The sequence below is a fragment of the Roseburia hominis genome (assembly GCA_040702975.1).
GTDB classification, from domain to species: Bacteria; Bacillota; Clostridia; order Lachnospirales; family Lachnospiraceae; genus Allocoprococcus; species Allocoprococcus hominis_A.
In genome coordinates this window covers 3293756-3308166 of the sequence record CP159990.1, presented here as the reverse complement: position 1 = coordinate 3308166, position 14411 = coordinate 3293756, and the positions used below count along the sequence as shown (strand labels likewise).

Genomic DNA, 14411 nt, shown 5'->3' with positions numbered 1-14411 from the left:
AGTCTAAGATGAGGAGGTCGGGCCATGGAGCGTAATGAAATCATTCCTCTTATGAGGAAATACAACAAAACAGTATCAACATTTTCACTTACCAGCTTGGAAAAGCAGTATGTGAAAAATGTGGAGGAGAGGGATTATTTCTTTGGATTTCCGATCAAGGATATCGCACTTCCGAAGACCGCAGAGGAATTTTTAAAACAGCAGAATTATTTTCACGGCCTGTTAAAAGGGAACGGGGACGGGCTCTGCTTCTACCTGCGCCATATCCAAAATTATACATGCAACAGCGGTCTGATTCGCATGGACGCAAGAAGCCGGGATTTTTCCAGATATTCGGCAAAGGTGCTCCGTGCAATCGGCGCATTTTACCTGTTCCAGGGTCTGGGGCTTTCCATCAAAGATGTGATTTATGGGCAGTGCCGGGAATTTCAGGGAGGAATGGATTTTTCTTCGGTGATCGCCACGGAGCTTTTGCAGGGGAACGAGGAGGTCATTCAGTATTGCCGGGACGTTCTTTTAAGTGAGAATAATACGGCTGTTCTGACGAGGGACGTGATCGAAGCGATTGAGCAGAGCAAAAATGCGGAGCTTCAGAATCTTCTGGCGCAGCTGCTTCTCGCTGCAAAATTACAGGAGGGACTAAGACAAAGCATTCTGGAAACGGTGGACGAGAATGACCGGGACTATTTCCTTAGCATGACGGAGGTGGTCGAAAAGGAGAATCTGCTCCGTTTTTCCTCCGTTCAGAGGGCGGTGATGACCTGGATCGGCCTTGGTTATGCCGAGGTGACGGAAAAAGACGTGCGGTATCTTTTTGGAAGGCTGCGGCTGTATTTGACAGATGAAAATGCAAGGAGAGAGCTCATAGAAAGAAGCTGTATGCAGGCAACAAAAATGACAGGAGAAGAGGAGAATCCACTGGAACTGTATTTGGCGCTTTACTGTCTGGGAACGAAGGACGTGGAGGAAGCAATCGCCGAGGCGTTCCGTCTCCTGGAAAGTCCCAGGCGCCATGTGGTGGCGGGCGCGTTAGTCTATTTGAAAATGACGAACAGTTTCGATGTGGAAAAATACCTGTATTTCCCGGAAAAATTTGCCGGCGATGAGTGGATTCTTGCGCTTTTTTATTCGGAATGTGCGAGAAATATACAGAGACTATCCGGGATATCCCGGGAAGAGGCGCGGAAACTTTATGACGCGATGGAGGCGTTTCTCAAAGTGGTCGGCGCGAAAAAAACGTGGAGCTCCAAAGGGTTTGCCTGGTTTACGGTGACTCTTTCGAAAGATGCGATGTGCTACGCGATGGTTGAAATCGTGGACCACAATCCGGAGAAGGAACTGATCGAGCGGTTCCTTCCCTATGTGCCGACGCTCTATTATCAGAAGCTGGATCGCTTCATGGAGAAGCGTTTTGGCAGGGCCGGTGAGGAGGCGAGAAAGAAATTTCTGCTCAAAGAGATTCTTTCCTCCAATGAAGGGCTTGTGAAATGGGTTGAAAAAGAATATTTGAATGAGAAAATGACGGAGGAAGATCTAATCGCACTGGAAGGCCGCCTGAAATCAAAGAAGGCGAAGGCCAGGGCGGCGATCGTGCGTGTGCTGGCCGCCCAGAGTGAGGAAAATGTTCGTGAAAGCTACGGGAGGCTGAAAGGCTCATCGGTGAAAACGATCCGGGAGTCCGCCATGGAGCTGCGAAACCTGAAGCCGGAATATTTCAAGGATTATGAGGAAAATGTAGAAAATGTGCAGGGCGTGTGCGCTGGCGGGACAGGGCCCACAGGTAACCGCGCGGAAAAAGCGGAGCCGCCTTCCTCAAACAGGGAAAATGCATTTCACAGCGATATCTATATGGAGAACGGTCGCATTTTCCTGGAAAATATGGGGATAGGGCGGCAAACGCCAATACGTGGCCGGGAGGAGGGCTTTGGCCTTTATACCCCAGGCCAGATTCACTCTATAGAATATGAAAACAGGCTAAAAGTTGTAAAAAAAGGCCTTTTCCGCAAAACGGAGGTGCTTGATGTCGGATTTTTGCTGCCCTGGAGAAAGCAGCAGATTCTGGATTATCTGCGTCTTTGGAACGAGCGGATTATGTCCCATGAAAATGACGAATACTATAACGGTTATGCTTATCGTCAGGTAAAGGAGAAGGGCTTCTGGCCCTCGGACCGCAGCAAAAAATCGCTGGACGCCATGCCGCTTTCCGAGGTCTGGAGAGCGTATTTTGAGGAGGATCATCTCTCGGCGGGAGTGGTGTTTGAACTTTACTTTTTGTTGTCCACGATTCATGACAGTATTTTCTGGGAGAAGAATCTGCGAATCGAATCGGAACTGTTTACGCTGGAGCCAGGCGATGTAAAACAGTACCAATACCTGTCTCATTTTGAAAATATTATGGATTATTATATGCTGGAATGGAAGGAGCAGGGGAATTTTGCGGAAAAAGCGGCGGCATTTTTGCAGATGATTCTTGTGTATTGTAAGGGCAAAACGCAGAAAAGGAAGAACTATCGCGGAGATGTGGAAGTATTTGCGGTGGCGTCCTGCCGGAGCGTTTATAATATGCGCAGAATGCTGGGGCTTGAGGTGGCCGATGATGAGACCTTCCGAAAATATTTTCCGCTAGAGCTGCACTTATACCAGAGTTTTAATGTAGGCCTTCCCAGAGATATCAAAGAGAAACCCACCATCATGCCGATCGTATTTGCAAGGGCAGTGCAGCTTCACATGGCTCCCAAGGAAATGCTGTACGAGGTGATTCTGGATAAACATATGGAAAGCCCCGGGCCGCGCAGCTATTACAGGCAGGACGGACAGCTCTTTGAAGCGTATCGGGACGCTTATTTTGAGGGAAGGGGAGTCTGGGGAAAACCGCATCTTTCGATGAAGGAGTACCAGCACTCCGGTTACAAGTTTGACCGGGAGGTTTATGAGGTTTTGAGGGAGGCTTTGGACGATATTGCCGAGGCTCTCCTTGCGATGGAGACCCAGAGACTCAACGAAAAGACCATAGTGACCGATTATGTGGGGCAAATGGTGGTCATTCGAGGAATTTCGCATCTTGCGCAGGCACTTTCGGTGCTGGAGGGAGAGACGCTCTGCCGTTCCACCTACGGTGATGACAGAAATGCGGTATTTTCCAATGTGATCCGTCATGTGTATCCCGGCGGTCTGGACGATCCGGCTGTACTTCTTTCTGCCGGTTTTTCCGAGGATCGTCTGGTGGAGACTGCCATGCTTGCCCCGCAATGGATTGACAAGATCAACGAGGTTCTGGGCTGGGAGGGCTTCAAGGAGGCATGTTACTATTTTATCGCCCACATGAAGCAGTATGATTATGAACAGAAGAAGGCGGAGATCGCCAGGTATACGCAGCTTGAGCCGGAGGAATTAAACGACGGTGCATTCGATATTAAGTGGTGTCAGACGGTCTATGAAACGCTGGGAGAAAAGCGTTTTCAGGTGGTCTATAAGGCTTCCAAATTCCTGTGTGAAAATGCATTCCATACACGGTCGAGGAAATATGCAGACGCCTGTTTGGGAAAGATTCCGAAGGAGGAGTGGAAAAAGCAGGTGGTCGAAAAGCGGAATAAAGATGCGCTGAATGCGTATTGTATCTGCCCGATCGAGGACGATAAGGATCTGCTTGAGCGGTACCTGTTTGTACAGAATTTTGCAAAAGAGTCGAAGAAGTTCGGTTCGCAGAGGCAGGCGAGCGAGAAACGCGCATCTGAGATGGCGCTTCTGAATCTTGCCAGAAACTCCCGGTTTGAGACAGTGACAAGGCTGAGCTGGCTGATGGAGAGCGAAATGATTGCGCAAAGTGCATGGGCGCTTCGCCCGGTTGAGGTTCAGGAAGGAATTGAGATCTGGATCGAGATAGACGAGCAAGGGGCAGGTGAAATTGCGGTAAGGAAGAACGGGAAGAAGCAGAAGACGGTTCCCGCGGCGGTGAAAAAGAACGAAAAGTATCTGGAGATTAAGGCGATTCAGTCCGGCTTTAAGGAGCAATACCGCAGATCGCGGAGCATGCTTGAGCAGGCCATGGAGGAAAGGACGGAGTTTTCCAGAGAAGAGATTTTGGCAATCATGAAGAACCCGGTCGTAGCCCCGATGGTCGAAAAGCTGGTGCTGCTTAGCGGCGGTCAGGCAGGATTTTATACAGACGGGAAACTGGCGGTATTTCCACAAGATATGGCAGAGCTTGCAGATACGATCCGAATCGCGCACCCGTATGATTTATACGAGATGGGCTGCTGGCATATGTTCCAGAGTTATGTGTTCGGGCAGGGAATGATCCAGCCTTTTAAGCAGGTGTTCCGTGAGTTGTATCTTGCCATGGAGGAGGAGAAGGATAGAAGCGAGTCCAGACGGTACTCGGGGTATCAGATCCAGACGAAGAAAGCCGCTTCCGTGCTCAAAGGCAGAAAATGGAATGTGAGCTATGAAAATGGTCTGGAGCGGGTTTATTACAAAGAAAATCTGGTGGTAAATCTGTTTGCAGAGGCTGATTGGTTCTCGCCCGGCGATATCGAAGCGCCCAGTATCGAGTACGTTGCCTTTTATTCACGAAAAGGAGGAGGTCAGGTACGGATTCGCGACATCGATCCGGTGGTGTTCTCGGAGGTCATGCGGGATATTGATCTGGCGGTGAGCACGGCCTATGTGGGAGGAGTAGATCCGGTTACTTCCTTCTCTACCATGGAGCTTCGAAAGACGATCGCAGCGTATACCTGCCGGCTGATGAAATTGGAAAATGTCTCCGTCAGGGAGCATTTTGCGGATATCAAGGGAATGCTTAATGATTACAGTGTCCACCTTGGCAGCGGTATAATCCACCAGGCAGGCGGCGCGGCGATTCATGTGCTCGCGGTGCACAGTCAGAAGCGGGGGAAGGTGTATCTTCCGTTTTTAGATGAAGATCCGAAAACGGCGGAGATTATTTCCAAGATTGTGCTTTTGGCGGAGGACGGGAAGATCAAGGATCCGGAGATACTGCGGCAGATTCAGACGAGAAAATAAGGGAGAAGTAGACCTATGAAATTAATGCAGGCATTCATTATTGCATTTTCCATGTATTCCAGAATTCCGATGCCGAAGACCACGTGGAATGAGGAGAACATGAAATATGCTATGTGTTTTTTTCCGGCGATTGGAGTGGTGATCGGAGTTTTGCAGTATTTGATTGGGCAGGTGCTGCTCGAGTCTAACTGTGGAACATTGTTTTTTGCGGCTGTCATGACACTTTTGCCGCTATTTGTAAGCGGTGGGATTCATATGGACGGCTTTATGGATACGATGGACGCCCTGGGATCGTATGGGGATAAGGAGAAGAAGCTGGCGATCCTTAAGGACTCTCACAGCGGAGCATTTGCTATTCTCGGGCTGGGCTGCTATCTCGTGTGGAGCCTTGGAGTCTGGAGCGAGGTGAGGGCGGATATGCTGGGAGTCATTTCCTGCGGTTATGTTCTGTCCAGAACGCTTAGCGGCTATTCGGTAGTGACATTTCCATCGGCGAGAGAGAACGGGCTTGCCAAAACATTTAAGGAGCAGGCGGCAGAAAAGACGGTACGGGTTACGATGGTGTTCTATCTGTGCGCGGCAGGAGCAGGCATGCTGTGGTTTGATCTGGCAAAGGCGGTGGGAGTACTTGCCATGGCGGGAATCGTATTCGGACATTACTGGCATATCTGCAAAGTGCAGTTCGGCGGAGTGACCGGAGATCTGGCGGGTTATTTTTTGCAGATGTGTGAGCTTGCGATGGTAACTGGGGTGCTTGCGGTCGGATATTTTATCTGACATTGTGGGTAGATGATGTGAGAAAAAAATTATGTATGCCCGAGTGAAGCCTGTGGGCGTTCATCGCGATCATAGTAAAACAGTAAAAGTTAAGAAGAAAATGGGGGAAAAAGAGTTTTGAAAATTGCAATTACGGGTTACAGTGGTAGTGGAAAATCTACGCTTGCAAGATATCTGGGTAAACGATACCAGGTACCGGTCCTGCATCTGGACAAGGTGCATTGGCTGCCGCTCTGGAAGGAGCGGGAGGTGCAGGAAGAGCTTAAAATCGTGGGCGATTTTATGGACGGGCATTCTTCCTGGATCATTGATGGAAATTATTCAAAGCTGCATTTTGAGAGGCGGCTTGAAGAGGCGGATCAGATTATTTTGATGAAGTTTAACCGATTTACCTGCCTTGACCGGGCATGGCGGAGGTCGGTACGATATAGAGGGCGGACGAGAAGCGATATGGGAGAGGGCTGCAATGAGAAATTTGACCTGGAATTTGCCTGGTGGATTTTGCATGAGGGAAGGACGAAGAAACAAAAAGACAGGGATTTGCATATCATGCATCAATATTCGGACAAGGTAGTAGTACTTAAAAATCAGAGGCAGCTTAACGAGTTTATGAAAAGGAAGACGGGGAAGGCCTGATGGAGCTTATACTGATCAGACATTTTAAAACAGAAGGCAACTTAAAGGGGCGGTATATCGGAGTGACTGATGAACCGCTTGATCTGTCTGTTCTGCCGGAGAAGACTAAGAGATATCCGGAGGCGGAGGCCGTGGTGGTAAGTCCTATGAAGCGGTGCATACAGACGGCCGAGCGAATTTATCCGGGACTTCCGTATGTCGTCTGTGACGAATTAAGGGAATGTGATTTTGGAGAGTTTGAGGGTAAGAATTGCGAAGAGCTAAGTGGAAATCCTATGTATCAGAAATGGATCGATTCAGGGGGAACGCTTCCGTTTCCGGGGGGAGAGGGCCAGGCTTCTTTTCGGGAGCGGTGCGTCCGCGGATTTGAAAGAATGCTTTGTGAAATGGCAAGGCAGGAAATTGGGCGAGTGGCCTTTGTCGTGCACGGGGGGACAATTATGGCCGTGCTTTCCGCATTTGATAAGGACGGACAAGGGTTTTACCACTGGCAGGTCGGAAATGGAGAGGGATTTTATCTGGCGGTCAGTGAGGAAAAATGGCTTCGGGGAGAAGGGTATTTTGAAGAAGGAAAAAATTTGTGGAGGATTTAGAGCGTGAGAATCTTGTATGCCTGCGTGGCAGGTTTTATTTTAGATGCCATATTTGGTGATCCGGTGTGGCTTTATCACCCGGTGAGGATCATAGGAAAATGGATCACCGTATTGGAAAAGTCCCTGCGATCTTTATTTCGCGAAGAGAAGAGGCAGCTTTTGATAGCGGGAGTGATTTTGTGGTTTGGAGTCGTTTTAGTTTCAGTCGGGATTCCTGAAATTCTGCTTCGGGCGGTCGAAAGAGTAGCGCCTGCATTGGCGTTTTGCCTGGAAACATTTTGGTGCTATCAGATTCTGGCAGCAAGGTCGCTCAAGGTGGAGAGCGGCAAGGTCTATGACGCGCTGATGGCGGACGACCTTCCGGAGGCCAGAAAAGCTGTTTCGATGATCGTGGGAAGGGATACGCAGAATTTAACGGCGGAAGGGGTCACCAAGGCGGCCGTAGAGACGGTGGCGGAAAATACGTCAGATGGCGTGATCGCACCGCTTTTGTTTCTTCTTCTCGGCGGTGCGCCGCTAGGATTTTTTTATAAGGCTGTTAATACGATGGATTCTATGGTAGGATATAAAAATGATAGATATTTGTATTTTGGAAGATATGCGGCGCGAATGGACGACGTGTTGAATTATATACCGTCCAGGATCTCAGCGGTGTTTATGATCGCTTCCGCATATTTGCTTGGACTTTGGTGCCGGATCATAGGGGGTGCCGATGGAGAGACAGGAAGAGGCGGCGGTGCGCCGCGTGGGTTCGCCGGATATGACGGGAGGCAGGCATGGAGAATCTTCCGCCGCGACAGAATGCGCCATGCAAGTCCGAATTCCGCCCAGACAGAAGCGGTCTGCGCCGGAGCGCTTAGAATTCAGCTTGCCGGAGACGCCTGGTATTTTGGAAAACTCTGCCATAAGGAGACATTGGGGGACGATACCCGTAGAATTGAGCCGGAGGATATCCGGCGCGCGGGTAGATTGATGGACGGGGCGGCGATACTTACGCTGCTTGTGTTTGGCGGAATACGGTTATTGTTTTGCCAGTTGTAGGAAGTTATGTTTGGGCGAGTATCGGAGGGAGATTTGTCCGGGTTGCCCGGCGTGCCTAAGCTAGTGCCATATGTACGATGGTTTGGGCAGCAAACACGTTTACAGCAGGTATTTATCTGAATAAGAAAGCTTATGAGAATAAATGGAGATACGAAAGGGGTTATTAAGGTGGAATATTTACATGGAGGAGATATTTATACGAATCAGGGAATGACGGATTTTTCGGTAAATGTAAATCCATATGGTCCAAGTAAGGCGGTGATGCGTGCGGCGAAACTCGCGATGGCGAGAATCGGAGAATATCCGGATCCGAGGTGTCAGGGACTTCGGGAATATTTGGCTGCAGAGCTTGGTGTGGAGCAAAATCATCTTGTGTTTGGAAACGGGGCTGCGGAACTGATCTATGATCTGGTGCGGACGGAAAAGCCTAAGAAAGCGGTGATTGCCGTGCCTTCCTTTGCGGAGTATGAAAGGGCGTTAAATAGCGTGGACTGCTGGATTCAGTATTATACCTGCAGGGAAGAGAATGGTTTTGTGATGCAGGAGGATTTTATGGACCTGCTGACCGAAGATGTGGATATGGTGTTCCTTTGTTCTCCGGGAAATCCGGCGGGGACCGTGATTCCGAAGATTCTCATGCGCAAGATCATGATACGGTGTGAATTTTTGAGAATCCGGCTGGTGCTGGATCAGTGCTTTTTTGAATTTATGGCGGAAGATGAGGACGATCTGTTCCTGACATTTAAGAACGATCTGCACGAGTCTACGAAAAAATATCCCAGTCTGTTCTTGCTTCGCGCGTTTACCAAGATGTACGCGATGCCGGGACTCCGTCTGGGGTACGGTATATGCCAGGACGAGCGTTTGCTTGAGAGGATGGAAGAGTGCCGCCAGCCCTGGAGCGTGTCGATTCCGGCACAGGAGGCGGGAATCGCGGCGATCAAGGATCAGAAGCGGGTGCGAAATATCCGGGGATTTCTGCTGAGGGAAAGACGATGGCTGGAGAAAGAATTGGATAAACTTCGAATTCCCTATTTCCCTTCGAAGGCGAATTACATTTTGCTGAAAAGTGAACTGGATCTCTATGAATTATTGAAAGAATATCGGATTTTGATTCGTGATTGCAGCAATTTCCGTGGGCTTAGAAAAGGATTTTATCGGATCGCCGTGCGGCAAAGAGGGGACAATCAGAAACTGATCGACGCCTTGCAGGAAATCTATGAGGCGGCGCAGGCGGAGCAGATTCTGCGGGAGATGGAAGAGGAGAAACGGTTGCAGCGAGAGGCACAGGAAGCGGCGGAAAAGGCGGCAAGGGCGGCGGAAGAGGAGATAGAAGCGGCAGAAAAGGCATTAAAGGTTTCGGAAGAGGAGGCGGCAGCGACATCTAAAGAAGTGGGGCAAGACAAGGCAGAAGAGGCGTTGGAAGAAGTAGGAATAGAAGTGTCGGAAGAAATGGCACAGGATAAGAATGAAGAGACGCCGGAAGAGAGAACAGAAGTGCCGAAAGAACAGGAGGCGATGCCTGAGAAAAAGCAGGCAGAGATGATTTGATGAAACTTGATACAATTGGCAGGAATATCAGAATGTTTCGGCGGGCAAAGAAACTCCGGCAGGAGGATTTAGTAGGGAAAACGGGATTAAGTGTGAATTATATCGGAATGGTCGAGCGTGGAGAGAAAATCCCGTCTGCAAGGCTAGTCGATATGAGTGCTTTATCTGAAGCAGAACTGGATGTAGAACTGGAGAAAGGATATGCGGACATGAAAGCAGGCAGGACAAAATCTGCTAAGAAAGCATTTGCTGACATCCACAAGGATTATAATCTATGATTTTTACAGTTGAGGTTTCAAATCAGGCAGATAATGACCTGCGAAATATTTATGAATATATTGCATTTGAAATATTCGTGTGATGTATGGTGGACGGGATATAGATACACAGCTTGAGAAATATACAAAAATATAAGCTGCTCTATGCGAAGACAGATGAATCTCGTTTATTCAAAAATCGGAAATTGTAAAGTCAGTGGAAAAGAACTTCCATTTTGTCCTGAGAATACCCGAAAAAGCAAAGGCATTAATCGATGATCTGGAATTGTTCTCTCTTCTGACAAATGTGGCAGATGTGAAGTCTTTGGTGATCCACCCGGCGTCCACAACGCATTCGCAGTTAAATGAAGATGAACTTGCAGATCAGGGAATAAGGCCGAATACGATTCGTCTGTCCATTGGAACGGAAAATATTGCCGATATTATTGAAGATTTGGATGAGGCGTTTAAGGCAGTGAGTGAAAAGTAGAGAGGAACGCAGTTTTTTCAAGGAATGGAATATTGATGAAGCAGATCATTTTGCATGGCAAATGCGGGGGGAGTGATCTGCTTTTTGTTGCCAAGCATACCTGAGTGAACGTTCATCTCGGTAGTTGTCTTCTTTAAACTGGAAAGATTCTTTTATTATGGTGATTCACAGTGTATACATTAATGGCCAAAGAGCATAATAATACTTAGAAACCGTTGATTTCAGGCTGGGTACATGGTACAATGTAAGCAACAAGCAAGATTGTTTTATTTGTACCTGGTTATTGACAAAAAATGACTGGGGTGTTATTGTATGAACAACAAAGAAGTTAGATATCATGAAAATGAAAAGGAGGGAGCAGATATGGCAGTATTAGCGAAACCAATTAATAGAGTGTCTATGATTAGAAAAGAAGAGTCCCGTAATTTCGTTCGTGAATTTAATGATAATAGGGTATCAAAAGATTTTTTAGATTCTTGTAAAAAGGCAGGGAAACTTTTTGAAAGAAAAAAGTAAAAGGATACATACACATATAGAGTGTTTTAATCCTGATGTGGTTGTCTTGTCTGACTGGCATCAGGATTTTTCTTTTAGTGCGGGGGAGGAATACGATAATTTTAACGTATTTGTGGCAGAAGAAGCTATAGAATATGCTGAGGAGGGAGATGGCGTAACATATCTGGTATTTAATGTTTTCCTTGATGAAAATGGAAGAGAGTTATCCAGAGAGTTGGTCTCATATTATACTTTATCTTCTACAGCTATACCATATATAGATCGCATACGTTTAGATGAGGACGAAGCAAAAGAAAAAGGAAAAGAATTTAGTGATGAAATATGGGGAATACCTGCACTGGAAATCAAAATGTTTGCGGTAGATGAAAAATATCAAGACGTGTTTTTTGAATTTGAAGGTGAAGATTTACCAATTGCGGCATGGATTATTCGTAATATTATAAATAAAGCATATTCACTTATGAGTACCGTTGTTGGATTTAAAGCGTTGTTTTTGCATGCACTTCCGAACGCAGAAAAGTTTTATGAAAAAAATGGATTTAATTCTATGAAAAATAACATGCAACCATTACAGTGTGTAGACTCTGAGTACAGAGCAATGTACTTAGCTTTAAAAGAAGTACATATGAATTATGATGAATGAGGTATATCAGACAAAAAGCCTGGTATACCTTTTCAATTTTTTGGATTAGAAAAGTTATTGCTACTAGCGGTTGCGGGAATGAATAAAATTATTTATAATGGAGAAAACGTCCGTGAAACAGCAAAGAGATTTGCGCCGAGTATGAGTTTGAGAAAGTCTATGAACAGATAAATTGGTAAATGGAAGAAAGCTGTGCAAGGCAGAAATGTGCTGCTTTTGCGACAGCTTTTCTAGTGTAGAGTATTTTCTATTTACAGGATATAAGGAGGAAACGAATGGCAAAGTCGATCATGATTCAGGGTACAATGTCAAATGTGGGAAAGAGTATTTTAGCAGGCGGACTTTGCCGGGTTCTAAAGCAGGACGGGATACGGGTCGCGCCGTTCAAATCTCAGAATATGGCCCTGAATTCCTACATTACGATGGAAGGGCTTGAGATGGGGCGTGCACAGGTCATGCAGGCGGAAGCGGCGGGAATTAGTCCCAGCGTCTGCATGAATCCGATTCTTTTGAAACCGACGACGGATACCGGGTCCCAGGTCATTGTAAATGGGGAAGTGACGCAGCTCATGTCCGCAATGGAGTATTTCCGCAGGAAGAGGGAGTATATTCCGGCAATCATGGAAGCCTATCACAGACTGGAAGAGAGCTATGATGTCATTGTGATTGAGGGGGCGGGAAGCCCGGCGGAGATCAACTTAAAGGAGAACGATATTGTAAATATGGGGCTTGCGCACATGGTAAATGCTCCTGTGCTTTTAGCGGGAGATATTGACAGAGGCGGCGTATTTGCCCAGATCGTCGGGACGATCGAGCTTTTGACGGGGGAGGAGAGAAGGCGGATCAAGGGAACGATCATTAATAAATTCCGGGGAGATAAAGAGATTCTAAGACCGGGACTTACGATGCTGGAGGAGCGGACCCATATTCCGGTATGCGGAGTCGTTCCGTATGTGAATCTCGATATTGACGAGGAAGACAGCCTGACGGAGCGCTTCTCGCGCAAAGAGAGCACGAAACCGATTGATATTGTGGTGATAAGGTTCCCAAGAATCTCGAATTTCACCGATTTTGCACCGCTTGAGCATAGAGAAGAGGTCTCGCTTCGTTACGTTTCAAATGCGGGAGAATGGGGTGAGCCGGACGCGGTGCTTCTTCCGGGAAGCAAGAATACGATGGACGATCTTCTGTGGCTCCGCCAGTGTGGGTTAGAAGGAAAAATCCTCCGCTTTGCCGGAAATGGAGGACTGGTATTTGGTATCTGCGGAGGGTATCAGATGCTGGGGGAGGAAATCTCTGACCCTCAGAAGATAGAGCGGGGAGGCAGTGTCCGCGGCATGGGACTTCTTCCGATGAGAACGGTATTTGAACGAAAAAAAACGAGAACCAGAGTGAGCGGAGCGTTTCTTGCGGTGAAGGGCATACTAAAAGAGTTAAGCGCTCTTGAGCTGGAAGGATATGAGATTCATATGGGAAAAAGCTGGATCCTGCCGGAAGCGGAGCGCGTTGGGGCGTCAAGGCTTGTGCGCGTCTGTGACGAGGTGGCAAAAAACAGCAGAAGCCAGGGAAATTTTGCCCGGAACGGCCGGGAACGGGAAGAAAAAGTGGAGCCGGGGAACTTAAGTTTTGAAGGGCAGAATGCTCCGGCAGTTGAAGAACCGTATAAAAAAGCGGACGGCGTCCAGCGGGGAAATGTATACGGCTGCTATATTCACGGCATCTTTGACCGCGCGGAAGTCGCCGATGCATTTGTGGCGGCACTATTTCGGGAAAAGGGGCTTGATGTGTCACAGGCACGCACCATGGATTACCGGGAATATAAAGAGCAGCAATATGATCTTCTGGCGGACGTAATTCGGGAAAATCTGGATATGAAGACCATTTATGAGATTATTGAGAAAGGAATGGAGATGCCATGCAGTCTGTAATCCGAATCGGAAGCCGTGAAAGCCGGCTCGCTGTCATTCAGGCAGAAATTATCAAACAACAGATACAAAGAGCGATGCCTGCGGCGGAAGTGGAAATTGTCACCATGAAAACCACGGGAGACAGGATTTTAGATAAAAGCCTGGAGAAGATCGGGGGAAAGGGGCTGTTCGTCAAGGAGCTTGACAAGGCGCTTTTGGCCGGAGAGATCGACCTGGCAGTGCATAGTCTGAAAGATGTGCCGATGGAGCTTCATGAAGATCTGCCTATTCTGGCATATGCAAAAAGGGAAGATCCGAGAGACGTTCTGGTATTCAGACCGGGTGAAAGATGCCTTCCCGAGGACGGCGTAGTCGGGACGTCCAGCCGCAGGAGAGCGCTGCGAGCTAAATGCACTTTATCCGCGCTGCATTTGCCGGACGCTTCGGGGAAATGTTGAGACCCGGCTCAGGAAACTTTCTGAGGAGGGGTTTCACGCTACCATTCTGGCAGCAGCAGGTCTTAGGCGGCTTGGTATGGAGGAAATCGCAGGGTATTACTTTTCGATAGAAGAGATGCTTCCGGCGGCGGGGCAGGGAATTCTGGCAGTGCAGGGGCGAAAAGGAGAGAAATATCTCTGGATTAATGAGGTGGATCATGTGATGACCCGGGCGGCGGCGCTGGCAGAACGCCAATTTGTCACAGAGTTGGAAGGAGGCTGCACGTCCCCTGCCTCGGCATATGCAAGAGTGCAGGAAAATGAGATAGAGCTTACCGGGCTTTATTACCGGGAATCCGACGGGGCGTATTTCCGCGGGCAGCTAAAAGGAGCACTTGGGGATGCGCAGAAAACGGGGAGCAGCTGGCCAGGCAGATGCGCGCAAGGTATGGAAGCTAGACGAGATGTGCCACGAGGAGCAGGGAAAACAGAAAGGGTCGAAAAAAGGACCAATATAAATATTCCTAAGATATGGTAAGCA

13 protein-coding genes are annotated in these 14411 nt (G+C 48.1%); all 13 read left to right on the top strand.

Going from position 1 to position 14411, the window contains the following annotated elements; all coding sequences use genetic code 11:
• Nucleotides 1–24: 24 nt before the first annotated feature.
• Entirely contained in the window at nucleotides 25–5022 is a 4998-nt protein-coding gene (locus ABXS75_15310; GenBank protein ID XCP84413.1) for a DUF5724 domain-containing protein, read from the top strand.
• A gap of 15 nt (nucleotides 5023–5037) precedes the next feature.
• Nucleotides 5038–5799, top strand: coding sequence for an adenosylcobinamide-GDP ribazoletransferase (locus ABXS75_15305; GenBank protein ID XCP84412.1), 762 nt, complete (start codon nucleotides 5038–5040; stop codon nucleotides 5797–5799).
• Between the two features lie 117 nt (nucleotides 5800–5916).
• A complete protein-coding gene (locus ABXS75_15300; GenBank protein ID XCP84411.1) occupies nucleotides 5917–6435 on the top strand; it encodes a DNA topology modulation protein in 519 nt (172 codons plus the stop codon).
• On the top strand, nucleotides 6435–7028 hold the full coding sequence (locus ABXS75_15295) for a histidine phosphatase family protein (protein ID XCP84410.1): 594 nt from the start codon (nucleotides 6435–6437) through the stop codon (nucleotides 7026–7028). The genes ABXS75_15300 and ABXS75_15295 overlap by 1 nt, the downstream gene beginning before the upstream one ends.
• 3 nt (nucleotides 7029–7031) lie before the next feature.
• Nucleotides 7032–8069, top strand: a complete 1038-nt coding sequence (gene cbiB / locus ABXS75_15290; protein ID XCP84409.1) for an adenosylcobinamide-phosphate synthase CbiB — start codon at nucleotides 7032–7034, stop codon at nucleotides 8067–8069.
• 168 nt (nucleotides 8070–8237) lie between these two features.
• Nucleotides 8238–9620 (top strand): histidinol-phosphate transaminase, encoded by a 1383-nt coding sequence (locus ABXS75_15285; GenBank protein ID XCP84408.1) that lies wholly within the window; start codon nucleotides 8238–8240, stop codon nucleotides 9618–9620.
• A complete protein-coding gene (locus ABXS75_15280) occupies nucleotides 9620–9898 on the top strand; it encodes a helix-turn-helix transcriptional regulator (protein XCP84407.1) in 279 nt (92 codons plus the stop codon). Before ABXS75_15285 ends, ABXS75_15280 begins: the two co-directional genes overlap by 1 nt.
• A 160-nt stretch (nucleotides 9899–10058) precedes the next feature.
• Complete coding sequence (locus ABXS75_15275; protein XCP87172.1) at nucleotides 10059–10367, top strand: PLP-dependent transferase; 309 nt, start codon at nucleotides 10059–10061, stop codon at nucleotides 10365–10367.
• A 363-nt stretch (nucleotides 10368–10730) separates the two neighbouring features.
• Nucleotides 10731–10883 carry a hypothetical protein gene (locus tag ABXS75_15270; protein ID XCP84406.1) on the top strand — a complete coding sequence of 51 codons (153 nt, stop codon included), beginning with the start codon at nucleotides 10731–10733 and terminating at the stop codon, nucleotides 10881–10883.
• Nucleotides 10867–11526 (top strand): hypothetical protein, encoded by a 660-nt coding sequence (locus ABXS75_15265; protein ID XCP84405.1) that lies wholly within the window; start codon nucleotides 10867–10869, stop codon nucleotides 11524–11526. The genes ABXS75_15270 and ABXS75_15265 overlap by 17 nt, the downstream gene beginning before the upstream one ends.
• A 275-nt stretch (nucleotides 11527–11801) precedes the next feature.
• Nucleotides 11802–13454 (top strand): cobyric acid synthase, encoded by a 1653-nt coding sequence (locus ABXS75_15260; GenBank protein ID XCP84404.1) that lies wholly within the window; start codon nucleotides 11802–11804, stop codon nucleotides 13452–13454.
• Nucleotides 13442–13891 carry a hydroxymethylbilane synthase gene (hemC, locus tag ABXS75_15255; GenBank protein ID XCP84403.1) on the top strand — a complete coding sequence of 150 codons (450 nt, stop codon included), beginning with the start codon at nucleotides 13442–13444 and terminating at the stop codon, nucleotides 13889–13891. The genes ABXS75_15260 and hemC overlap by 13 nt, the downstream gene beginning before the upstream one ends.
• Nucleotides 13863–14408 carry a hypothetical protein gene (locus tag ABXS75_15250; GenBank protein ID XCP87171.1) on the top strand — a complete coding sequence of 182 codons (546 nt, stop codon included), beginning with the start codon at nucleotides 13863–13865 and terminating at the stop codon, nucleotides 14406–14408. Before hemC ends, ABXS75_15250 begins: the two co-directional genes overlap by 29 nt.
• The last annotated feature ends 3 nt before the right edge of the window (nucleotides 14409–14411 follow it).